Annotated in this window: 18 protein-coding genes; 13 read left to right on the top strand and 5 right to left on the bottom strand. The window is 44.3% G+C overall.

The annotated features are described in order from the left end of the window. The first annotated feature begins 59 nt into the window (after positions 1 to 59). The 4 genes from RIC07_RS29595 to RIC07_RS29580 all read left to right on the top strand — a co-directional run bounded on the left by RIC07_RS29595 (position 60) and on the right by RIC07_RS29580 (position 5,509). The gene (locus RIC07_RS29595) at positions 60 to 2,387 is read left to right on the top strand and encodes a dynamin family protein (protein ID WP_446397636.1); all 2,328 of its coding nucleotides are present in this window, start codon (positions 60 to 62) and stop codon (positions 2,385 to 2,387) included. Between the two features lie 170 nt (positions 2,388 to 2,557). Further along, positions 2,558 to 2,941: a hypothetical protein gene (locus RIC07_RS29590; RefSeq protein WP_446397635.1), complete on the top strand. Its 384-nt coding sequence runs from the start codon at positions 2,558 to 2,560 to the stop codon at positions 2,939 to 2,941. 480 nt (positions 2,942 to 3,421) lie between these two features. After that, positions 3,422 to 4,408, top strand: a complete 987-nt coding sequence (locus tag RIC07_RS29585) for a DUF4351 domain-containing protein (RefSeq protein ID WP_446397634.1) — start codon at positions 3,422 to 3,424, stop codon at positions 4,406 to 4,408. A 219-nt stretch (positions 4,409 to 4,627) separates the two neighbouring features. Further along, positions 4,628 to 5,509: a DUF6731 family protein gene (locus tag RIC07_RS29580; RefSeq protein WP_446397633.1), complete on the top strand. Its 882-nt coding sequence runs from the start codon at positions 4,628 to 4,630 to the stop codon at positions 5,507 to 5,509. A gap of 1 nt (position 5,510) precedes the next feature. Here the strand turns inward: RIC07_RS29580 and RIC07_RS29575 are convergent, their stop codons facing one another. The 4 genes from RIC07_RS29575 to RIC07_RS29560 form a co-directional block, all read right to left on the bottom strand. After that, the gene (locus tag RIC07_RS29575) at positions 5,511 to 5,864 is read right to left on the bottom strand and encodes a hypothetical protein (protein ID WP_446397632.1); all 354 of its coding nucleotides are present in this window, start codon (positions 5,862 to 5,864) and stop codon (positions 5,511 to 5,513) included. Positions 5,865 to 6,724: 860 nt separating this feature from the next. After that, positions 6,725 to 7,945 carry an acetate kinase gene (locus tag RIC07_RS29570; protein ID WP_446397631.1) on the bottom strand — a complete coding sequence of 407 codons (1,221 nt, stop codon included), beginning with the start codon at positions 7,943 to 7,945 and terminating at the stop codon, positions 6,725 to 6,727. A 295-nt stretch (positions 7,946 to 8,240) separates the two neighbouring features. Next, positions 8,241 to 10,682, bottom strand: a complete 2,442-nt coding sequence (locus tag RIC07_RS29565) for a phosphoketolase family protein (RefSeq protein ID WP_446397630.1) — start codon at positions 10,680 to 10,682, stop codon at positions 8,241 to 8,243. A gap of 12 nt (positions 10,683 to 10,694) precedes the next feature. Beyond that, a complete protein-coding gene (locus tag RIC07_RS29560; RefSeq protein ID WP_446397629.1) occupies positions 10,695 to 10,841 on the bottom strand; it encodes a hypothetical protein in 147 nt (48 codons plus the stop codon). Positions 10,842 to 11,068: 227 nt separating this feature from the next. On the opposite strand from RIC07_RS29560, the gene RIC07_RS29555 reads away from it, so the two are divergent. The 5 genes from RIC07_RS29555 (at position 11,069) to RIC07_RS29535 (ending at position 19,020) form a co-directional block, all read left to right on the top strand. Further along, positions 11,069 to 12,103, top strand: coding sequence for a hypothetical protein (locus RIC07_RS29555; protein WP_446397628.1), 1,035 nt, complete (start codon positions 11,069 to 11,071; stop codon positions 12,101 to 12,103). A 115-nt stretch (positions 12,104 to 12,218) separates the two neighbouring features. Then, a complete protein-coding gene (locus tag RIC07_RS29550; protein WP_446397627.1) occupies positions 12,219 to 15,656 on the top strand; it encodes a PAS domain S-box protein in 3,438 nt (1,145 codons plus the stop codon). Between the two features lie 99 nt (positions 15,657 to 15,755). Then, complete coding sequence (locus RIC07_RS29545; RefSeq protein ID WP_446341889.1) at positions 15,756 to 16,199, top strand: response regulator; 444 nt, start codon at positions 15,756 to 15,758, stop codon at positions 16,197 to 16,199. Between the two features lie 54 nt (positions 16,200 to 16,253). Then, a complete protein-coding gene (locus RIC07_RS29540; protein WP_446397626.1) occupies positions 16,254 to 17,768 on the top strand; it encodes an ATP-binding protein in 1,515 nt (504 codons plus the stop codon). A 250-nt stretch (positions 17,769 to 18,018) separates the two neighbouring features. Beyond that, positions 18,019 to 19,020 carry a hydroxyacid dehydrogenase gene (locus tag RIC07_RS29535; protein ID WP_446397625.1) on the top strand — a complete coding sequence of 334 codons (1,002 nt, stop codon included), beginning with the start codon at positions 18,019 to 18,021 and terminating at the stop codon, positions 19,018 to 19,020. 332 nt (positions 19,021 to 19,352) lie between these two features. Here RIC07_RS29535 and RIC07_RS29530 read toward each other — a convergent pair whose 3' ends face one another. Beyond that, positions 19,353 to 20,291, bottom strand: coding sequence for a hypothetical protein (locus RIC07_RS29530; protein WP_446397624.1), 939 nt, complete (start codon positions 20,289 to 20,291; stop codon positions 19,353 to 19,355). 17 nt (positions 20,292 to 20,308) lie between these two features. Here RIC07_RS29530 and RIC07_RS29525 point away from each other — a divergent pair, with 17 nt between their 5' ends. From RIC07_RS29525 to RIC07_RS29510, 4 genes are all read left to right on the top strand, one after another. After that, complete coding sequence (locus tag RIC07_RS29525) at positions 20,309 to 20,587, top strand: hypothetical protein (RefSeq protein ID WP_446397623.1); 279 nt, start codon at positions 20,309 to 20,311, stop codon at positions 20,585 to 20,587. Between the two features lie 249 nt (positions 20,588 to 20,836). Beyond that, positions 20,837 to 21,532 (top strand): aldehyde oxygenase (deformylating), encoded by a 696-nt coding sequence (locus RIC07_RS29520; protein ID WP_446379695.1) that lies wholly within the window; start codon positions 20,837 to 20,839, stop codon positions 21,530 to 21,532. A gap of 284 nt (positions 21,533 to 21,816) precedes the next feature. After that, positions 21,817 to 22,872, top strand: a complete 1,056-nt coding sequence (locus RIC07_RS29515) for a long-chain acyl-[acyl-carrier-protein] reductase (RefSeq protein ID WP_446397622.1) — start codon at positions 21,817 to 21,819, stop codon at positions 22,870 to 22,872. Positions 22,873 to 23,109: 237 nt separating this feature from the next. Then, the coding region (locus RIC07_RS29510; RefSeq protein ID WP_446397621.1) for an RRXRR domain-containing protein at positions 23,110 to 23,367 on the top strand (258 nt) is incomplete at its 3' end.

Genomic DNA, 23,367 nt, shown 5'->3' with positions numbered 1-23,367 from the left:
AATCAAATAGCGCCGACTTTGGAGTAATCTAATGGTTTAACAATAACGTTTCTGGTTTTATGAATACCAGCCAACCCCCCCAGACAAGAGCGCAACGGATTGACCATATTATCGAACAGCGCCAACCTCTAGCCCAGGAAATACAACGGGTAGAAAACCATCTCGCAGAACTTGCCACCGCCCTGCGCGAATTAGAACGGTATCGCCAACGGCTGGATGTATCGTTCGGTGAGAGTGAAATTCGTGAGCAATTCAATACCATTCATCTCTCCTATTTGTTGCAACAGCTTCAAGTTGAATCCGAGCATCTGAACAGTCTGCAAAAACGATTCTCACGTCCAACTTTAAATATTGGTGTTGTCGGATTAATGGGACAGGGAAAAAGCACATTACTGAAAACCTTAAGTGGACTCACCGATAATGAAATCCCGGCACTAGAGGGAGGCGCTTGCACGGCGGTTCGCAGCACAATTAAAAATTATCAAGGGGAATCCTTAGCCAACAAAAATTCAGAGGAGAAAACGGTTCAATTTAATGGCGTTGGCTCTAGTTTATATGGTATTCAGGAGCAGATGGTTTTACCTAAACCTACTCCCTCTGTTCACGTCGAAGTCACACTGCATTCAGAATCATCTTTTTTAAATGAAGTCATTTATCCCTATTACGATGAACTGGGTTTGGCGGAAAAACCGTATAGCTTAGATGAGTTTGCTAGCCAGGTATTTCCCGAACAAGGAGTAGCCGGAGCAAGCAATGAAGAAATGTACAAACGCCTGTGTGATGACTACCATCGGAATCTTAGTCAGTATCGATCATTGATTCGATCTGGAAATCCGCGATCGCTAAAAATTCAGGCGGAAGAAATTACCGATTATGTGATGCAGAAACGCGATGGTACTCAACAGAATCATTTAACCACGTTCAAACACTTGGCAGTGAAAGAAGTTAAGATAGTTTGCCCGTTTCAAAATCCTGATGTGGGCAAAATTGCGCTGGTCGATGTTCCGGGTTTAGGTGACTCCAAGTTAGGCGATGAAACGCTGATGTTAGAAACCTTGGGTAATGAAGTGGATGTGGTTTTGTTTATTAAACGACCTGATCCGCAGCGTTATCAATGGCAACGCCTCGATACTCAGTTATATGATAAAGCAGCACAAGCTCTGAATGATCTAGAAAAACGGTCATTTGTGATTTTAAATTATAGTCGCAGAACCGAAAATCTCAGAGCCTGTCAACGTCTTAAACAAAATATTGATACGATTCAAGTTGTACAGACCGAAATAGCAGATTGTTCTGATCCAGATGATGCGAACCGAGTCTTTAATCAGGTTTTAGACTATCTCACGGTGAATATTCAAGACTTGGATAAACGATATGCGAGTCGCTGCCAAAGTAACCTGCAACAATTGCATCAGCAGATTCAGCAAGCACTGGAAAAATCGACTCAAGCCTTGGGATACAATTCGGGTGAATCTCGCCAATTTAGACGACTATTTGAGCAACTGTCTCAAGAACTGATCCAAGGACTTTTAGACCTGAGAAATCAACTGAAAGAGCAATGTGAAGCTATTGATCCAGACTTTCAGGTGGCGGTGCAAGCCGCATTGAAAAACTGTCAAACGGATAAAGGGATTCCAGAGACAGATCAGGAAATTATCAGCCGCAGTTGTGAGTTCGAGTTTAAAGAATCCTATCAAGCTATCTACCGCGTCTATATCCGGGAACTACGAATTCATTTATCTCGGCATTTTTTACAAGTTGATCAAGGATTGAGACTATCGATTGATAAAGTGAAGTCATTAGTAACTGATGTTTTAATTGACCAAGGCAGGTTGGGCGAATTAACCTCAACCAGAGGGGCTGAGTTTCTCAAAGACATGGCAGATTTATTAGGACAACGGGGAAATCAACTAGAGTTAGGGTTTAGAACGCTTTGGGAGTTCGAGTTTTCTTATGGGAGTGTTCTATTACATTTAATTCGCAAACAGCTTGATGAGATATTGCAATCAGATATTGATTTAAGTCTGGCGGAAGTTGTCGGTATTTTACCTGATCCGTCCAATGCTTCAGAGGTACTCAGGAATCTGGAAAAATTGCATGAGCAAGCGGTGGCGTCTTGCCAGGAAACATTAAATAGTTGGCTGACGGCACCCAGTCAAGCTCGTTATTATATGGTGCAGGAATTTATAGATTTGGTTATTTATGCCAGAGATATGAAGCGGGAGTGGGAAATTTTCCTGAGTGATGAGGATATTCGTTCAAAGGTTTGGTTAGAATTCAAGGAGTTAGAAACCCGGAAGCAAGACCAACAAAATTGGCGTCAGGCGGTGGCAAAAGTGGCGACACTGAATCAGGCGTCAGCTATGATGTTTATCAGTCAATTGTAGTGGAGATAATTATTTATCATTTGTCCTTTGTCCTTTGTAAGGGTTTGAGTAAGTTTTACAGAACTTAACATGGTCGAGTTTATTTCTACCCATCTACTTAATACAGCTAAAATTAAATGCATTCACCCGTACAACTGTCCATAATTATGCTAACAATTCAAGGAACAGATATGAATAAGATTATTTCTCTCGCTCTCGGTGGTGTTATTACAATCACCGTTGTTGGATTAGCCGCTTGTGGCGATCGCGCCCAACTGGAAACGTGCAACATTTTGGAAATTGAAGATGCTGAATTTGAAGTAGATCTGGGTGATGTTGATGTAGAACGGGGTGAAGTCGAAATGGTATGTGGAGATGATATTGTTGATGTTACTTGGGGGCAATTTCGCCAAAAACTCCGCATCAATCCAGGACAGTATAAAAACAATATCGAACAATTTAAACGGATGGTGAGTTGTGTAAAAGATGAACGCGATCGGTCACAAGAAATATTTTGCCAGCGCCCAGGTTCTAGTGATAAGTTTGTAGCCTTGAAGTTTAGTTATGATGATTAGAGTTAAATCGGTATATAAAGTTATAGCACTACGCACTAAGGTTAGGACATATCAAGAAAAATTCAAATCGCTTGACCCTGAATTTCGACAGGCTCAATTGCCGCGAAGTCGAAGGGTCAATCCCTTGTCAACTAAGCTTTTTTCTTCACTATTGCCCATTGCCTATTGCCTATTCCCTGGCGCGTAGCGCTATATACAACTACTCCGATAAGTTTAGGCGATCGCGAGTGTGTTAAGTTTTGATAAGATGAATCTACACGAACCTATCTCTAGGGTAAAATTGAGAATATTTTATCCCTAGCAAAGCTAGATCAGCTATTCGGTATTTAAACCTTAATTTCAACAAAGGCAAAATCGTTGTAATGCGATCATCTTACTCGCTACCTATTCCCAATTTAACAGCGTAACAGCGTTTTAGTAAAAAATAGAAAGATGTAGCTAAACTGTGGATTGTGCTGGAGTGAGGAGAGAAGCAATAGGTTGAGTTACGACAATGTATGTAAGTATTTGGCTGAACAATATCCAGTCGCATTTGCCGATTGGTTACTTGCTGTGGAATCTCAGCAAGTTGAGGTACTCAAAACCGAATTGACTTTAGAGCCTATTCGTGCGGATGCTGTCAGCTTCTTGCGAATCGCTAATCAAATCTTGCATATTGAGTTTCAAACGCTACCCTACTCTAACCAACCGATTCCGTTTCGGATGCTGGATTACTCGGTAAGGTTGAAGCGACAATATCGGTGTGCTGTAGTGCAGGTGGTTATCTTTTTGCAGGAGACGACGAATGAAGTGGCTTTTACTGAGGAATATCGAGATGACACAACGATTCACCGCTATCGAGTGGTTCGCCTGTGGGAACAAGAGCCAGCACCATTTCTAGCTAATCCGACACTATTACCTTTGGCGACATTGGCGCGAACAGAGGAGCCTCAAGGATTGTTGGCGCAGGTGGCGGAGCAAGTCGCTAGAATTCCTAATAGGGAGCAGCGACAAAATATTTCTGGTTGTACAGAAATTCTGGCGGGGTTGCGGTTTGAAAAAGATTTAATTCGTCGGTTTTTGCGGGAGGATATGATGCGTGGTTCTGTAATTTATCAAGATATTCTACAACAAGGAGCATTTAAATTAATTAGAAGTCAGCTCAATTGGCGGCTGGGTGAGATTGAGCCAGCACTGCTCGAACGGGTTCGAGAGTTATCTCCGGAGCAGTTGGACAATTTGGCGGTGGCGTTGTTTAATTTTTCTGAAGTCAGAGATCTAGCGGATTGGTTAGATCAGCAGCAGCCACGAGCAGGAGAGGTGAATTTGATTGTCCGTCAGCTTAAGCGGCGGTTGGGTGAGGTTGAGCCAGTATTAATTGAGCGAGTTAGAAGATTACCTATCGTACAGTTGGAAGCGTTAGCAGAAGCGCTATTGGATTTTTCCGACGTGGCGGATTTAGTGGATTGGTTGGAGCAGGCTCAGTAAGATTACACAAGTGATAACCGAATGTAGGGTTTAGCCAAAAAAGCTAGATATTATTGAACCAATAGATCACATATCATAAAAAATAAAATGCTGCTTTTGTGTTAAATGGAGTACAATATTGCACTAGGAAGACTACTATAGTCAAACCTAGTGCTTCCTTTGGAAAAAATGATTGAACAAATCATAGATCCTGTACCATTGTTATTACTGCAAGATTAAATGAGTAAAACACTTAAGATGGATTTCTATAAAATTGAAATCCCAGATTCTTCTATTTCTTTTAGAGAAGTTTTGCAAAATGTACATAATTTACCCAATGATAAGCGAGTCAGAGAAGTTCGTCGTCACCAAGTTTGGTTATGTGAAGCTTATATACATCAGCACTTATGGGAAGGTGATATGATTCGTCTTCGCATGACTGATATACCGATTAAGGGAAATCTATCAGGTAATGTTGAAGAGATTAATCTTGCAGATCATGAAGGTATTGGTGAAAGAACTGCATTTCTTTATCATATTCCAACTAAAATTTTAGTGTTGCAAAGTAGTCAAGCTGGCACATCACCACAAAGTTTTGCAGAATATTTTAGAAGAATGGGTGAGCTTGATACAGAAATTTATCTCGATCCTGTACTTCAAATTGATGCGATGCAACGGCTCACAAATATACAAACCGTTCGCAAATTTGAGGTTCGCACTGCTGGATTAGACAGTATGGAAATTATCAAGGATCAAAATGTTGGAGTACAGCAGTTTGTTAAAATGAGTGAAATTTTCCGTGCTCCCACTCTGTCGGTGTCTCTTTCTATAGGTCATAAAAAGAAAAGCAGTTTATCAGTAGACACTATAAAAGAATTAGCCCATAAATTGACTAGAATTTCTCAGCAAAATAATCAAAATGTTAAAAAATTAAGAATTTCCGGTTCTACTGATGAAGGAGAAAATATAAAACTAGATTTAATAAATAATAGAATGCGTGAGATTATAGATATTAATCCAGGAAAACAACGCAGCATTCCTTATACCCTTCGTAAGGAAGCTGTTAAAAAAGCTTGGGAGAATCGTAAAAACGAATTAAACCAAATGTTTAATTCAAAATAGATTAATCAGGAGCGCGAAGCAAAGCCGTAAATACTTCAATTACTCGGTAGTAAGACAAAGATGCTGTTGTTAGAATAAATAACCAGACACTAAAAGCTAAGGAATGCCAAGATTGAGATTTGGTGAAATCTATGAGTAAACCAAATGCACTAATAACTGCTAACACAAAAGACCATTGAATAGCTGTCATAAAATAATTTAGCAGTCTACTATACATTCCTGCTTTCTTGAGTTGTTGAATAACATATTTTCGAGGTAATGAAAAAAGTATTGATTGTGCAGCAGCCAGAAAACCTATTGCTATTCCACTAAGATTAGTGACAGCAGAAAGTAGATCTTTTAATGATTCAGGCAATGGATATCTGCGAAAAAAAATTAGATAAATTATAGAACAAGTGAATCCAAATATTAATGGATACCATCTTTCAAGTTTCGCCCGCATTCTATTAGTCACCTCCAGAAACAATTAAGTAACTATTTTGCTTTTGTTTCGCTGAGTCTATTATAGTACATTAATACTAAATACAATCTCCTAATACAGCCACACTTATGAAACCTTAGGTCTGATACCAAGTTGCATTCTAAGGTGTCCTTCTGAGCGAAGAATTTCCAAGATGCTTCGCTATACGGCATTCCGCTAACCCTGACAGATTACCTGTTTGACTGCAACTTGTTATAACACAGAACCGATGGTCTGAATCAAGGGCAGGCGATCTTCTAAATGAACCAGATAAAGGCTTCCCACCCAATAGCCATTGATGGGCAAGTACCCAATCCAAAGTGCGATCAAATTCTTTGACCTTGAGTAGGGCAACGGCGAGGAATTGCCATCTAAAGAGTTGGAACATGCCTGGATTGGTTAGAAAGGTTGTGCCTATTTTACTGGAATTTAGACAAAATGCTTATAAGCCCTACCTCTAGGAGCATAATTTAGGAACATTGCGCTATATGCAGTGTCAAAATCCTAATAATGATGGCTCTTCTAGACTAGCCATGATAAATTACTACAAAATAATCTCCCTAATCCTTGCTACGCAAGAATCCTGGAGAATCAAAAAATCAATTCTAATAAAACAGGCTTTTTATGCTGTTATATCCTTTGCTATTTAAGGGTTTAAGCTCATTTAAATTGCTAATTTTACATAACCAGTTTAAGAGAGCCATAATGATTAGAGCGAGAACACCAGTTCAGTCACCGAATTAGTAGGATTTTGATTACTTACCCGACGCTTTAACTATGTTCCAACAGGATTGGGCGATCGCCCAATCTTCTTGGGTATGAATCACGAAAACGCGCACGCTTGAATTCTCTGTGGAAATATCCGTATCTATGGGGTTTGTTTCATTCTTGTCTGAGTCGATTTTAAGTCCCAAAAACGCTAAGGCGTCACAGGCTGCGGCTCTCACAGAGGCTTGATGTTCGCCAACCCCGCCTGCAAAGACTAATACATCTAATCCGCCCAAAGATGTTAACATTGCCCCTAAATAGAAGCGCAAGCGGTGGATATAAACATCCAAGGCGAGTTTAGCTTGTTCATTACCCGCCGCGATCGCGTCATTGATTTGGCGCATATCACTACTCACTCCCGATAACCCTTTTAATCCTGATTCTTTGTTTAATAAATGCTCTAATTGATCCGCATTATACCCCTGTCGCATCAGTTGAATCAGAATCGAAGGGTCAATGGAACCGGAACGCGAACCCATCATTAATCCTTCTAAAGGTGTATAACCCATAGTTGTATTAATACTGATACCATCCCGGATGGCGGCTAAGGAACACCCATTGCCTAAATGACAGGTAATCACTCGTAATGATTTAGCCTCTTTTGCCAATAACTGGGCAACTCGTTCCAGGCAATATTGATGACTTATTCCATGAAAACCATAACGACGTATCCCTTGCTCCAGCCAGTCTTTAGAGCCTGGATAAATCGCAGCAGGTAAGGGCATTTGACCATGAAATGAGGTATCAAATACCGCTACTTGGGGTATATCGGGTAAGATATTCTCAATCGCCTCAATTCCTTCTAGATTGACTGGATTGTGGGATGGCGCTAGGGGAGACAGAGACGCGATCGCCTTTTTCACTTCAGCATTAATCAACGTCGGTTGATGGTATTTATCACCGCCATGAACCACCCGATGTCCCACTATATCAATGTCACTCAGTTGGGAAATAACTTGAGTTTGACCGCGCCAAAGGGTATTCAGCATTTGAGCGATCGCCTTAATTCGATTATCGGTGGGTAGGCGTTCCTCTATGGATCGTCCCTGAGATGTTTTAACCTTTAAAAGTTCTGTATCTGACTGTCCAGTCCACTCAATCTTAGCTTCCCATATTGGTTCTGGCGGAGAATTGGGTAAAGATTCGCCAATCTCATACAAACAACTTTTTTGCGTACTAGAACCCGCGTTTAATACTAAAACTTTCATCGGTGATTCTGATAACAAATTAAATGGAGGGTGGGGCGGGGGCGGGTTTAATCCAATCTAGGTGCGCCAAAAAGGATAATAGTGAAACCCGCCCCTACAGACGAATATTAACCCTATTGCCTATTGCCTATTGCTACACAGCTTCCCTCTTGCTCCCCTCTCCCAAGCTTGGGAGAGGGGCTGGGGGTGAGGGCTGTAACATAAGTTGAAACCCGCCCCTACAGATGAATCTTAATCCTATTGCCTATTGCCTAACAAATGACCAATGACCAATGACCAATGACCAATGACCAAATTAACACCACTGCCAATTGGTAATCTCTTCAGGATCTTCGCCATTTTCACAGATATACTGCCCATGAGCCGCTAACACATATTCATAATGACGCACCCGATCATTTGCCCGTGCAGACACACGCGGATTGTTCTGTGCGGCTAAACGAATCGCTTGCATAATTAAATGATACCGACTCGTCCCATTACGGACTTGCATATCAAAGGGTGTTGTAGTTGTCCCTTCTTCCTGATAGCCATTAATCTGGAATCGCTCAATTGTGGGACGCCCAAACAGCATTTGTTTAATCAACGATGGATAACCGTGGAAGTTGATAATCACGGGTTTATCCGGGGTGAATAGGGCAGTAAACATATCATCATCTAACCCATGAGGATGAGTGGAATTTTGTTCTAGAATTAATAAGTCCGTCACATTAACCACTCGCACCCGTAACTCCGGTAATTCCTGTCTGAGGATTTGCGCGGCTGCCATGACTTCTAACATGGGACAATCGCCAATTCCTACCATTACCACATCCGGATCAACCCCATCATCGATACTTGCCCATTGCCACACTGAACCCCCTGCCCGACAATGTGCGATCGCGTCTTCCATGGATAACCATTGCGGCAGAGGATTTTTGTTGGCGATGACTAAATTGACATAGCCTGTACTCTGCAAGCAGTGGTCAACCGTACTCAAAAGACAGTTGGCATCGGGGGGTAAATACACCCGCGCATAGTCGGCTTGCTGATCTAAGACGCTATTAATAAAGCCCGGATTTTGGTGAGAAAACCCATTATGTTCCTGTCGCCACAGGGTTGAAGTCTCTAAGTAATTCAGGGACGATACAGGGGGACGCCAGGGAAATTCTTTGGAGTATTTTAAGAACTTGGCATACTGATCCATCATTGTAGTGACAATGCCCAAAAATGCCTCGTAGGAGGGGAATAAACCATGTCGTCCGGTGAGGAGATACCCTTGTAAGAATGCCTGACAGGTATGTTCACTCAGTAGTTCGATAATCCGTCCCCCATCGGGTCCAATCTCGCCATCAAAGGCTTCGGTGGGCCACTGATAGTTACGCTGAGTCACGTCGAGGACTTTGTAAAGGCGGTTGGATTCGAGTTCGTCGGGGCAGAAAATACGGAAGTTGCTGGGATTTTCCTGAATTACATCCCGCAGGTATTCTCCGACTCTGTAGGTATTACTCACACTCCTTTCACCCCGTTTACACCCTTCGCCAGCTTCGGGATGTTCTACGGGAACCGCGTAGTTAAAAATATTCGGTAACTCCAAGGGTTGACGCATACGCCCACCGAAGGTGTGGGGATTGCTGCCCATACGCCGTTCCCCTTGGGGACATTGGTCTAAAATGTCGGGTAAGGGTTGCCCTTGTTCGTCAAAGAGTTCCTCTGGACGGTAGGAACGGAACCAATTTTCCAGCAGTTCTAGATGTTCGGGATTACTTTTAACCCCTTTGAGGGGAACTTGGTGAGACCGGAAATTTCCTTCAATCGGTACACCGTCAGCTTCTTTAATCCCCGTCCATCCTTTTGGCGATCGCAAGATGAGTAGGGGCCAACGGGGTTTACTGAGGCGGTTCCCGGAACGGGCGGCTTGTTGAATCCGACTGATTTCTTGATATGCCCAATCCATGGAAGCATACATATCAGCATCCAAGTCCTCATCTTCGACAATTCGCACTTGGTAGCCGTACCCGGTAAACAGATGCAGTAATTCTTCATCACTCATCGTGCCAAAAATAGAGGGGCTGGCAATTTTGTACCCATTCAGATGCAAAATCGGTAAAACTGCGCCAGATTCAGCCGGATCAATGAATTTTGTTCCATGCCATGCTGTAGCGGTGGGTCCGGTTTCTGACTCACCATCGCCAACGATACAAGCGACGACGAGATCCGGGTTATCCATTACCGCCCCAAACGCTGTCGCCAAGGCGTAGCCCAATTCTCCGCCTTCGTGAATTGTGCCAGGAATCCCCGGATACAGGTGAGAGGGAAAGCCACCGGGCCAAGAAAATTGCTTGACTAACCGATATACCCCAGCTTCATCGAAGCTAAGGTCATCATAGTAATCCTGTAACGATCCTTCCAGGTAAAGATTAGCCAGGTTCGCGGGCGCACCATGTCCGGGTCCAGTTACCAGAAACATATTGGCATCGTAACGCCGGATCAGTCGGTTGAGATGGGCATAGACTAGGTTAATGCCGGGACAAGTCCCCCAGTGACCCAGTAAACGATCTTTAATGTGTTCCGGTTTTAAGGGTTCGCGTAAGAGAACATTATCTTTGAGATAAATTTGAGTCGCGGCTAGGTAGTTAGCTGCACGGCGATATTTTGCGATCGCGTCGAGTTCTGCACCCTGATTTTGCCGGACTTGGGTAACGGGAATGTCCGGTTGAGAGAAGGACGCTTTGGGTGTTGAAGTGGTTATTGTCATAATTTATAAAATTCAAATTACAGGGAATTTTGACTGGCGTTGGTAGCGGTACTCGTCTGCTGTGCAGTTTACCCAAAGTTGTCCGGGGAATTCTCCTACTTGGGATAGATCATGGCTTTTTGTATATACACAGGAGTAGGGGAAGTAGAGACGCGCCATGGCACGTCTGTCAATTGTAGGGGCGGGTTTAGGGACTAAAACTCAATAAGAAGCCGATAACTGAACAACAAAACCCGCCCTTATTCATAAGTCAAACACGGGCTGATTTTATCGATAAATCATAAAAATTAATTGTTTGTAACATATTTTTTACAAAAATCCACATAAAAGAGGGGGATTGAAGCTGAGTAATGAGTAAAAGAACTCGGCTAGGAAAGTTTTACCCCATGAATACCTGTAAAAAATGGATGACCCAATTCTCGACTCCCTTCTTCACCAAATGTCTACCCTTAATGGGAACAATCCTAGCAGGACTTAGCTGCGCCTCATCATCTGCAGCGGTTACTCTCAGCAATTCTTCATTAGAGGTAACGATTAGGGATGACAACGGGGCGATTGATACTCTTATCTTTGATAAACAAAGTTTCTTCCATAGCGACTTCTTTAATCCCGGAGAGCCAGTCTCTGATTTTGGCTTTCAGAATGGCGCGAATCCGGCTACATTTACCATCAACACAACCGCAGGAATTACGCAACAGCCTGTTACCGTTTCCCAAGATGGTGAATCGGTAGTGGTTACAGGTACCTATACAGGAGGTGATGCGACTGTTGATTTTAGGCGCATCTATTCCCTGGTGGATGAATTCAATGCTTTGCTGGTTAAGACTAATTTGGTTAATCAGGGTTCAGCCGTTGAGCTTCGATATTTTGATACGTTTGATCCCGACCAAGGCATTGATCAACGTCATGGTTTCGAGACATTTAATGATATATTTATACTGGAAACTGCCGCCGGACTTGCCACGGTGGGTCAAGCAACCGAATGGGGAGGTCTAACGATTATTGTAGGGTCATTAGACGCCACAGCCACCGTTGGTGCTGATCTGGGTTTATCTATTCATAATGGGTTGGAGTTAAACAGTTTCCTGAATCATCCCTCTGATCCGAATGGCACCTTTGCCGATGTTGGTATACACATTGGTGGAAAAAATGTACTTCTGGCGGCGGGTGACACCGCTTCGTTTGAATACATCCAAGGTTATGGAAAATCAGTTGCAGCAGCGCAAGCGGAATTTAAGTCAGCGGTGGCGGCTACTGTTCCGGAACCGTCTCCTCTACTCGGCTTACTCGCCATCGGAAGTTTCTTCGTTTTCACCGCATCTGGCGTAATGAAGGGAAAGGAAATGAAGGGAAATAAAATATTAGAGTCCCAACTTCTTCCAAAAGTCAGAGATCGGGTGGATGATAATGCGATAGGGTGATGAGAGTCTCTCTATTTTCAGTGGCGACAGAGTTCCTCTATATAATATATAGTATCTCTCTCCTGCTCCCAGACGTGCCATGGTACGTCTCTACTCTGAATAAACTTGACAAATTGTGATTAACACTCCTGTGCATCTGCTCCTCATTGATGAGGACCCAGATGAACGAGCCTTAATCATTCGTCAATTGCAGCAAGAGTTTTCCGCACTGCACGTCGCCCAGCCGACCAATGCTAAAGACCTAAATCAGGTACTTTTAGACGGTCATTTCGATATCGCGATCGCGGACGATGAACTTCCTTGGACAACAGGTATAGCGGTCTTTAAGCAGGTTAAACGCCTGCAACCCACTTGTCCATTTATTATGTTCACCAGTCAAGACAGTGTAGAACTCGCTGTAATGGCAATGAAAGCGGGTATAGATGACTATATTATCAAATCGCCGTCCCATTATAAAAAATTGGTGACAGCCGTTCGTTCTGCGTTAGCGCCTAAGCTAAAGTCTAAATCTTCTCGGCTAGAAGCGACTTCACCGATCACCATTTCCCAGAACCTGCAACTGATCGCGACACTCCAAGCTAGGGTCACTCAGCAAACAACAATTGTGCGCTTTAGCCAATATGCCTTAAGAGGGATTGACATTGATTCGTTAATGAATTGTGCGGTGACTCTTTTGGCAAAAACTCTCGACGTAGACTATGCCAAAGTGCTGGAATTACTTCCTCATGGTAAAGCCTTATTGTTACGGGCGGGTGTAGGTTGGCAGGTTGGCTTAGTCGGTCAAGCTACTGTGGATACGGAAACCAATTCTCAAGCCGGCTATACTCTCCTATCTCAAGAAGCAATTGTGGTCGAAGATTTGCGAACAGAATCGCGATTTTCGGCTCCACCTCTATTACGTGATCATGGGGTTGTCAGTGGGATGAGTGTGATTATTCCGGGACTCTCATTGGCGAAGCCTGGGACTCTTAAACATTGGGATACGATGCCCACCCCCGATAGTCAACCCTTTGGTATTTTGGGCATTCATAGTACAGGTTGCCGCCAGTTTAGTCAAGATGACATTAACTTTTTACAAGCGATCGCGAATATTCTCGGTGCAGCAATTGACCGTTGTCAACAAGCGGAACGATTGCGGATATTGGAGAGTGCGGTTAATGCAAGTAGCAATGGGATTTTAATTAGTGATCCCCATCAACCGGATAACCCAATTATTTTTGTCAATGCTGGGTTTGAACGACTCTCAGGTTACAGCGCCTCAGAAATACTCGGTCGTAACTGTCGTTTCTTGCATGGAGATGACTCCAATCAAGTCCAACTTGAGGAATTACGACAGGCGATTGCAACACAAAGAGAGTGTAAAGTAACCTTGCGGAACTATCGTAAAGATGGTTCTGTGTTCTGGAACGATCTCTATATCTCACCCGTGCGAAATTCCCAGGGAAAATTGACTCACTTTCTGGGAGTACAAACCGATGTCACCGCCCAAAAATTAGCCCTAGAACGACTGCGCCAACAAGCTCAACTACTGGATTTAGCCAATGATGCGATTATCGTGCGAGATCTGGAGGACAGAATTACCTACTGGAATCAGGGAGCGCAACGGTTGTATGGTTGGAGTAGTCAGGAAGTTATTGGACAAAATGCTCACCAATTGCTGCACACGATTTTTCCCCAGGCGTTAAGCGACATTCAGACTCAATTATGGCATCAAGAATATTGGCCCGGTGAGTTAATTCAAACGACACAGGATGGGACTCAAATTACCGTGGCGAGTCGTTGGACATTACAGCGAGATCATCAAGGTAACCCATTAGCTATCTTAGAAGTTAATCATAATATTAGCGCATACAAACGCACCGAGAAAGCCCTGCGTCAGAGTGAACAACGATTCCGGTTGGCGGTAAATCATAGTCCGGATATGTTGGTCATCTATGATGCTCAACGACGGTTTATTTTTGTGAATACGACCACCCTTGAACGCACAGGCAAGTCATCAACGGATTATCTGGGACACAGGGATGAAGAAATCTGGTCGCCGGAGGTTACTGATCGGTATTTACCGACACTCAAGCGGGTGATAGAAACCCGCACTCCCCAGACGGTAGAAGCCACAATTACCTTACCGAATACTAACCCCTTCACCACCGTAATTAAGTATGTGCCGATGTTGAACGAGCTAGGGCAAATTGTGCAAATCCTTGGCTTTACGTTTGACATTACTCAGCGCAAGCAGCTTGAAATTCAATTGCGACAAACGATTGACCGCCTGCAAACCTTACAAACCCTTGACCAAGCCATTCTCGCTGAACAACCGCCGCCTGCGATCGCGCAAGTGGCGTTAACAGGTTTAAAATCCCTGCTATCGTGTCGTCATCTGAGTGTCGTGGTGTTTGATTGGGACTCACAGCAAGCCACCCTACTCGCCACTGACGGTGAGATGGAAACCCTAGCTGGAACAACAATTGACATAAAACATTTTACCGAAGAAATTGCCCAATTAAATGACGGTAAAATTCATCAACTTAAACCGTCAGAAACGGTGAATTTATTGCGACATATTGTCCAAGCATTGCTCTCAAGAAACGCGAACTGTTTCCAGATTATTCCACTCAGAAGTAAGCAGGAATTAATCGGGACAATCAACCTAGACTGTCATGGAGAAAATGACGATAATGAGGAATATAGAACGATTGTCCAAGAAGTGGCAAATCAACTCGCGATCGCGATTGCCCAATCCCGATTACAACAGCAGCTTAAACGCTACACCATCGAACTCGAAGAACGGATCACTGAACGAACTCAGGAATTGCAAGCCATCAATGCGGAACTCGAAGCATTTTCCTACACCGTTTCTCACGATCTCAGAGCGCCGTTACGGGCAATGCAAGGGTTTGCTAATGCCTTAGTTGAAGACTGTGGTTCCCAATTAGATTCAATCGGTTTAGACTATACTCAACGGATTACTACGGCTGCCCAGCGTTTGGATACAATGATCCAAGATTTACTCGAATATAGTCGCTTAGGGCGTCTAGAATTTCCCCTAAAACCGATTAGTTTAGACTCCATTGTGTCAGAAGTCCTCTTCCAACTCCAGGAACTGATTAAAAACACAAATACCCAAATTAAGGTAGCCGAGAAAGGGGTAATACCTCTACCAGAGGTTTTGGGTCATCGTGCTACACTTATGCAAGTTGTATCAAATTTGATGGCTAATGCGATCAAGTTTATCCCGGAAAAAGTACAGCCTCAGATACAGGTGTGGGCAGAAGAACGAAAAGACGTTAATGGTACTACATGGATACGACTCTGGATCGAGGATAATGGAATTGGCATTGAACCGGAATACCAAGAAAAGATTTTCCTGGTATTTGAACGCTTACATGGTCGTGAACACTATCATGGTAGTGGTATTGGTTTAGCCCTTGTCCGTAAAGGTATGGAACGTCTAGGAGGACGTTCGGGCGTTGAATCATCACTCCATCAGGGAAGCCGATTTTGGATTGAGGCGCAAAAAGTAGAGACGTGTCATGACTTCTCTGTTAGGGAATAGGGGCGAGTTTTACTGATCAGGTTTGGCTGTAAACTGATAAGCAACTAAACCTGTTCTCCTCAGTCTTTGAGGTTTGGAGTAAGTTTTATGGAGAAGATTATGAGTAGTAAACCTGCCGATATTTTACTCGTTGAAGATGATGATAATGACGTTTTTTTAATTCAGCGTGCATTTAAACGCCTCGATTTACCTCATTCACTGCAAGTTGTCACAAATGGAGAGGAGGCAATCAATTACCTAGACCGCAAAGCACCGTATAATAACCTAAAATCCCATCCTATTCCAACTCTTATCTTACTCGATTTAAAACTGCCTCGTAAATCCGGTTTAGAAGTTTTAGCTTGGATTCGACAGCAATCTCAGTTAAAACGTCTATTAGTGGTGGTATTAACGGCATCCAGAGAAACGCCGGACATTAATAAAGCGTATGATATGGGCGCTAATTCTTATTTAGTGAAACCTGTAAGCTTTCATGATTTTTTAGAAATGATTCGTACTCTTGACCTATATTGGTTAATGTTCAACGAAAAACCGTTAGTCTGAATTATAAATTCCCTGTTCCCTGTTCCCTGTTCCCTGTTCCCTGAACAATGACAAATGACAAATGACAATCCCGTAAGAATCCTGCTCATTGACGATAACCCCGACGATCGTATGTTAGCGCTACGCCGACTAGAGCAGGAGTTTGAACAATTACAGTCTAAAGAGATTACCGATATCAAGCAACTCCAGCAGGTATTAGCCGAGCGAAAGTTTGATATCGTCGTCACTGATTATAGCTTGCGTTGGAGCAATGGTTTAAATGTACTGCACCAAGTCAAGCAGCAGTATCCAGATTGCCCTGTAGTCATGTTTACCGGGACAGGAAACGAAGAAATTGCTGTTAAGGCGATGAAGTCAGGACTTGACGATTATATTATTAAATCCCCTCAGCATTATACTCGTCTTGCTGCTGCCGTGCGAGCAGCCTGGGAGCGCTCTAAGCAACATCAAGCCTTCAAAGAGATGCAACAACGATATCAACAACTCTTTGAAAGCGTACCCATTGGACTTTACCGGATGACACCAACGGGTCAAATTATTGAAGCCAATCCAACCCTGTTGCAACTGTTAGGATATCCCAGTGTACAAGCCTTGCTCGACACAAATATATCCAAGCACCTTGTTGATACCCAAGCCAATCGTTTATGGCAGAGTCAGATAGACGGCGAAGGAGTGGTACGAAACTTGGAAATACCGATGCGTCGGTGTGATAATACCATGATTTGGGTACGCTACAATGCTCGTGCTATTCGCAATGTTCAGGGCGAAGTCATGTACTATGAGGGGGCGATTGAAGATGTCACCCAGCGCAAGCAAGCGGAAACAGAACGGACTCAATTGCTCAAGAGTGAACAAGCCGCCCGAGCTGAAGCCGAAACTGCGAATCGCTTAAAAGATGAATTTTTAGCCACCCTATCCCATGAATTGAGAACACCCCTAAATGCGATTCTAGGATGGGCGGGACTCTTGCGAAGAAAGCAGTTGAGTTCAGACAAAGTACAGCGGGCGTTAGAAGTAATTGAACGCAATGCTAAGTCTCAAGCCCAGCTTATTGATGACTTGCTGGATGTGTCACGGATTATTCGGGGGAACTTACGCTTAACTGTGATCCCGGTTGACTTGCAGCAGGTTATCAACGCCGCCATTGATACCTTACAACCCGCCGCTGACGCTAAAAGTATTCAGATTGACTCATTTTTAGAACCGAGTCAGACTGTGATCCACGGGGATAGCGATCGCTTACAGCAAATTGTTTGGAATCTTTTGTCTAATGCGATTAAGTTTACCCCAACTCACGGACAAGTCAAGATTTATTTGGAATGGTTAGAAAATGCGGTACACATTCGGGTACAAGACACGGGGAAGGGTGTGTCTGTTGACATTGCGCCTTACATTTTTGACCGCTTTCGCCAAGCCGAAGGCTCAATAACTCGTTCCCATGGCGGACTAGGATTAGGATTGGCAATTGTACGTCACTTAGTTGAACTGCACGGAGGAACTGTGTGGTGCGAAAGTGATGGAGACGGAAAGGGAGCTACTTTTACCGTAGAGCTACCGCTCAAACCTTAAGCAGACGCTGAGAGCGTTGGTTTGTCTACCCCCAGTTAACAGTCACAAAAGTAGTAATTGTAGGGGCGGGTTTAGCCATTTAATATTGATACTCACCGATAACCTCTCAACAAAACCCGCCCTTCGTCATCCTCTAGGGAAGTTTATACCCTCAGATAGAAACCATACCGCCACAGCTTTAGGATAATAGGATATCAATATTTCATGAATTAATCGAAAAAAGCAAACTTGAGCAATAGAAGGTAAAAATATGAAAATCATTGCTTTCAATGTTGAATCCTGGGAACAGGATATCTTTCAAAAACTGAGTCCCTTCCATCAAGTTGAATGTGTGGAGCAGTCACTAACTACAGACAACGCTAGCCACTATGCAGATGCCGATATTATTTCCACGTTTATCTACTCAGATTTAAGTACAGATGTTTTAAAACAATTCAACAATCTGCAAATGATCGCCACACGATCAACAGGATTTGACCACATTGATACTGACTATTGCCAAGAAAAGGATATTAAAGTATGTAACGTACCCGCCTACGGTGAGAATACTGTCGCTGAACATGTTTTTGCGCTGCTATTAGCCCTCAGCCATAATTTAATCGAGGCAACTGATCGCACTCGCAAAGGTGATTTTTCCCAGGTAGGGCTTCAAGGTTTCGATTTGCGGGGTAAAACCTTGGGGGTAGTGGGTACAGGGAATATCGGACAATGCGTGATTGAAATTGCCAAGGGATTTCGCATGGAGGTTGTAGCATTTGATGTGAAGCCAAAAGAAGAATTGGCGTCGCGGCTGGGATTTCGGTATGCTGAGATGAAAGACGTCTTATCCGCTGCTGATGTTGTCACCTTACACGTTCCAGCAAATCCGAAAACCCATCATCTGATTTCCACTGAACAATTTGATGCCATGAAAGAGGGTGTTATTTTTATTAATACCTCTCGTGGACCTATAGTTGATATCAATGCCCTATTGCAGGCGCTGGCTGAGGGTAAAGTGGCTGCGGCTGGTTTGGATGTACTACCCGAAGAACCTGTAATGCGCGAGGAAGCCGAACTCTTGCGATCGGTTTATCGCAAACAGCACGATTTAGAAACCTTACTGGCGGATCATGTTTTACTGCATTTACGGAATGTGATTGTTACTCCTCACAGTGCTTTTAATACCAAGGAAGCTGTCCAGCGGATTATTGATACAACGGTTGAAAATATTGTCACATTTGCCGAAGGCAAACCTCAAAATGTTGTCGCGTAAAGGTTTATTTAATACTAGGTTGTAGGTTGGGTTGACGAGTATTCCTAGAAACCGGGTTTCTCATGAGGATGACAACGAAATATCAACCTTTTCCCCAAAGAAACCGGGTTTCTTGACCGATGTCCTAGGGCTAAAGCCCTGACTACTGGCGTGACACAGCTAAAATTGTGGAATAGATTTTATCATTGAATCGGGCGCAAGTCTTTGCGCCCCTACGGTTTCGGGTTTCCCATTCTAATTCATCTTGCTAAGGTGTGCCACGTCATTACCATACCGTTCCCTGTTCCCTGTTCCCTGTTCCCTGTTCCCTGTTCTCACCAATTCAGCCACCTCTAATTTGCGTTTGATTGATAGATTTGGCGATATTTATCAACAACCGAGGCAATGGCTTTGACTCGTCGTAGTTGGTCTTTGTAAACACAATCCCATTCGGTGATGGGTAGGTTTTCTCTGGCGCAGATGCCTAAGAGTCCTGTGGCTTTGTTAGACCCTGTTTCTAAATCCAACTCGTTATTGACATTAAGGTAAAAGGATGCTGTTCTTGCCCATGCTAGGGCATCAATACCCTTTAACCCGCCTTTTTTAGCGATGGCGAGGGCTTGGGGAAAGTGGCGAGAATGGATAGGCATTGCCTGATTGTATAAATCAGCGACATTGAGTAGGGCTTCTAAATCCCGTTCTGGGTCGATACCCGCCGCATTCAAATCAACTAGATGAGTGGGTAATCGCGATCGCGATCGCTCTAAACACAGTTGTTCGGCTAAAGTAATATCTCCCTTACTGCGTCCTTGATCACTACAGGGTCCATAATTCGTGACTACATCCCCCCAGGATAAGTTACCCGGATCAGTATGTCCAAAGTAGAACCGGGTTTGTTGAACATAGAGTTCGCCATTTTCAATAAACAGGCGATAATTTCCCTCGGCTACCCCAATAGCCACCATCCCTAAAGAGGTTGGTGCCGCAAACAGAGGCTGATAGGTGCTGAGGCTTTGCTTGAGATCGAATGGACGCGAGAGAACCGGAAGAGATTTCTGGGATACCTCCGAGGCGGGAGGGGATTTGGGTAAAGTTAGCAAGGGTAACGGTTGCGGGGGTAACGTTACAGCTTGAGTCTTACCCGGTGCGATCGCTGCTACTGAGTTCGGGTGACGATTATTGGGTTCCAAGAAGACGGTTCGCCCTAATATACCAAAGAATAAGGCAGATCCAGCAGCGGTTCCTACTAATCCTAGCCCTGCGACGCGAGATAACCAGACCCAATCAAACATGGATAAGCAAGTAAGAGATGAATAAGCATTCGACTCCACATTCTAGCGTTTCGTTCCGTCGTGATGGGGAGCTGGGGAAGCTGGGGGAGCAGGGGGAGCTGGGGGAGCAGGGGAAGCTGGGGGAGCTGGGGGAGCTGGGGGAGGAAGCTGGGGGAGCTGGGGGAGCTGGGGGAGCTGGGGGAGCTGGGGAAGCTGGGGAAGCTGGGGGAGCAGAGGGAGCTGGGGGAGCAGAGGAAGCTGGGGGAGCTGGGGGAGCAGGGGAAGCTGGGGGAGCAGAGGGAGCAAAGGACAAATGACAAATGACAAATGACCATACAATCTGTAGCGATTTAGACATTTATCTTTGTTTAATCCTATGCTTTTAATAAGTGAATACTGATGATTGAGGGAAAAATTTTCTGTCTAAAGCACTATTGGGCAATACCTCTCACCATATATCATTGATGGGTTAAGTTTGATATAGCGGTTTTGAGCCAACGGTCTAGGATTAGGTTCAAAGCTTTTTTGAAACACGTCTACTCATGCAAACAGGAGAAAATCTACTGATGCAGCAGCTTACAGTCAGTCAAGAGCTAGATTTCAACAGTGAAACGTACAAGGACGCCTATAGCCGCATCAACGCGATCGTGATCGAAGGGGAACAAGAAGCTCATCAGAACTACATCCAACTGGCTGAACTGCTACCCGACCAAAAGGATGAGCTAACCAGCCTAGCAAAGATGGAAAACCGCCATAAGAAGGGGTTTCAAGCCTGTGGTCGTAACTTGAGTGTCACAGCGGATATGGAGTTTGCCAAGGAGTATTTCAGCGATTTACACCAAAACTTCCAAACCGCCGCCGCCTCAGGGAATATCGTCACCTGCTTGCTGATCCAATCGCTGATTATTGAATGTTTCGCGATCGCCGCGTACAACATTTACATTCCCGTCGCTGATCCCTTTGCCCGAAAAATCACCGAAGGTGTGGTCAAAGACGAGTACACCCACCTGAATTTTGGCGAAGAATGGCTCAAGGAGAACTTTGAAGCCTCGAAAACCGAACTCGAACAAGCCAATAAGCAAAACTTGCCCCTGGTTTGGCGGATGCTCAACCAAGTTGAGAAGGATGCTCATATCCTGGGAATGGAAAAAGATGCGCTCGTCGAAGACTTCATGATCGCCTACGGTGAAGCCCTCAGCAACATCGGCTTTACCACCCGTGACATCATGCGGATGTCCGCCTACGGATTGACAGCAGCCTAGCTCAACCTAGATGTAATCGTCGAATGTAGAGACGCGCCATGGCGCGTCTCTACACCTCAGTCAGGGCGGGTTTAGTCACATCCGGGTGAGGCAAGAAACGATAGTAGTGAAACCCGCCCCTACAAACATCACGCGCTATGCCCTCAAGCAAAGCGAAGGGTCAAAACTTAAACCATCACCCCCATCTTCCCTATCTTCCTGATAATATTTTTAAATGTCCTTAACAAATTCTTAGCCTAATTTCCCATTTTCCCCTGATTAACAGCCTTACCAGCGAGCAGTAAATGTTTGGTCTTATCGGTCACCTCACCAGTTTGCAACACGCCCAAGCCGTCGCCAGAGATCTAGGCTACCCAGAATATGCTGACCAAGGGTTAGATTTTTGGTGCAGCGCCCCTCCCCAAATCGTGGACACCATTAAGGTGACTAGCCTAACCGGGGAGACGATAGAAGGACGCTATGTGGAATCATGCTTTTTGCCAGAGATGCTAGCCACGCGCCGCATCAAAGCCGCTATCCGTAAAGTTCTCAATGCGATGGCTCATGCCCAAAAAAACGGCATTGATATTACCGCATTAGGTGGCTTTTCGTCAATTATTTTTGAAGAATTCCACTTATATGAGAAAAGCCAGGTTCGCAATATCAAGCTAGAGTTTGAGCGCTTTACTACAGGTAACACCCACACGGCATATATCCTATGCGCCCAAGTTGAACAAGGGGCGAAAAAGCTGGGCATTGACCTGTCAAAATCTACCGTGGCAGTTTGTGGGGCAACCGGCGATATTGGTAGTGCCGTTTGTCGTTGGCTCAATACCCGCACCGATGTCGCCGAGATTCTCTTAACCGCCCGTAATCAGGAACGATTGCAAGCCTTACAAGATCAATTAGGGCGCGGCAAGATCATGGGATTGGAGGAGGCGCTACCCCAAGCGGATATTATTGTCTGGGTAGCGAGTATGTCCAAGGGCATTGACATTGATGCCTCGGTGTTAAAGAAGCCCTGTCTGCTGATTGATGGGGGGTATCCCAAGAATTTAGCCACCAAGTTACAACATCCCGACATTTATGTTCTCAATGGCGGCATTGTCGAGCATTCGTTGGATATCGACTGGAAAATTATGCAAATCGTGGAAATGAAAGATCCAGGGCGTCAGCTATTTGCCTGCTTCGCCGAGTCGATGCTCTTAGAATTTGAAAAATGGTATACCAACTTTTCCTGGGGACGGAATCAGATTACGGTAGACAAGATGGAAAAAATTGGACAGGTGTCAATTAAACATGGATTTAGACCGCTCGTAAATGTCTACCCACAACTACCCAAAACTAAGCATTTTGGGTAGGTGGGGTGAGCGTGCAGACTCAGCCGTAAAAAAGAGTAACCTACCATCTGGCAAGGTTGGCTACGCTTCCTGTGGTCATGACACCCAAGAATGAACGCTAGTTTTTGGCACTGTCGGAACTATCAACGAAAGGCGAGACATCTGAGAAAGCCCTCTGATACTCCATAACAAGCCTGAGAAGCATTGTCGAAGCGAACATTACTTTACTTTGGACTGGTCAAACCGACCCAACAAATCATGTCAAACTATGTTTTTTTGATTGATGCCAATAGAACACCGATGAATCCCATTCATCCAGCACAGGCAAGGAAATTGATGGAAGCTGGCAAGGCGGCGGTGCTTCGTCGTTATCCAGATAAAGCGCATTGGTTAGATGCTGCTTGTGTTGGTGTAACCGAAATGCTCACAGTTTTGACCAATAAGATTCTGCAAGTCAAAGCAACGGGTCAAGGCGGACGACAACGATGCCAAACCGATAGACTAGGTTATCCGCAC

This window comes from Coleofasciculus sp. E1-EBD-02 (assembly GCF_040218245.1).
Classification (GTDB): domain Bacteria; phylum Cyanobacteriota; class Cyanobacteriia; order Cyanobacteriales; family Coleofasciculaceae; genus Coleofasciculus.
Note: the sequence above shows the minus strand (reverse complement) of the source record. Positions and strands in the feature narration are given on the sequence as shown.

What these genes read in the sequence shown, in the direction of transcription:
- RIC07_RS29565 (WP_446397630.1), bottom strand. Translation starts at nt 10,682, where the DNA reads ATGACAATAACCACTTCAACACCCAAAGCGTCCTTCTCTCAACCGGAC.
- RIC07_RS29570 (WP_446397631.1), bottom strand. Translation starts at nt 7,945, where the DNA reads ATGAAAGTTTTAGTATTAAACGCGGGTTCTAGTACGCAAAAAAGTTGT.
- RIC07_RS29520 (WP_446379695.1), top strand. Translation starts at nt 20,837, where the DNA reads ATGCAGCAGCTTACAGTCAGTCAAGAGCTAGATTTCAACAGTGAAACG.
- RIC07_RS29530 (WP_446397624.1), bottom strand. Translation starts at nt 20,291, where the DNA reads ATGTTTGATTGGGTCTGGTTATCTCGCGTCGCAGGGCTAGGATTAGTA.
- RIC07_RS29540 (WP_446397626.1), top strand. Translation starts at nt 16,254, where the DNA reads ATGACAAATGACAATCCCGTAAGAATCCTGCTCATTGACGATAACCCC.
- RIC07_RS29590 (WP_446397635.1), top strand. Translation starts at nt 2,558, where the DNA reads ATGAATAAGATTATTTCTCTCGCTCTCGGTGGTGTTATTACAATCACC.
- RIC07_RS29525 (WP_446397623.1), top strand. Translation starts at nt 20,309, where the DNA reads ATGAATAAGCATTCGACTCCACATTCTAGCGTTTCGTTCCGTCGTGAT.
- RIC07_RS29580 (WP_446397633.1), top strand. Translation starts at nt 4,628, where the DNA reads ATGAGTAAAACACTTAAGATGGATTTCTATAAAATTGAAATCCCAGAT.
- RIC07_RS29535 (WP_446397625.1), top strand. Translation starts at nt 18,019, where the DNA reads ATGAAAATCATTGCTTTCAATGTTGAATCCTGGGAACAGGATATCTTT.
- RIC07_RS29545 (WP_446341889.1), top strand. Translation starts at nt 15,756, where the DNA reads ATGAGTAGTAAACCTGCCGATATTTTACTCGTTGAAGATGATGATAAT.
- RIC07_RS29595 (WP_446397636.1), top strand. Translation starts at nt 60, where the DNA reads ATGAATACCAGCCAACCCCCCCAGACAAGAGCGCAACGGATTGACCAT.
- RIC07_RS29560 (WP_446397629.1), bottom strand. Translation starts at nt 10,841, where the DNA reads ATGGCGCGTCTCTACTTCCCCTACTCCTGTGTATATACAAAAAGCCAT.
- RIC07_RS29555 (WP_446397628.1), top strand. Translation starts at nt 11,069, where the DNA reads ATGAATACCTGTAAAAAATGGATGACCCAATTCTCGACTCCCTTCTTC.
- RIC07_RS29515 (WP_446397622.1), top strand. Translation starts at nt 21,817, where the DNA reads ATGTTTGGTCTTATCGGTCACCTCACCAGTTTGCAACACGCCCAAGCC.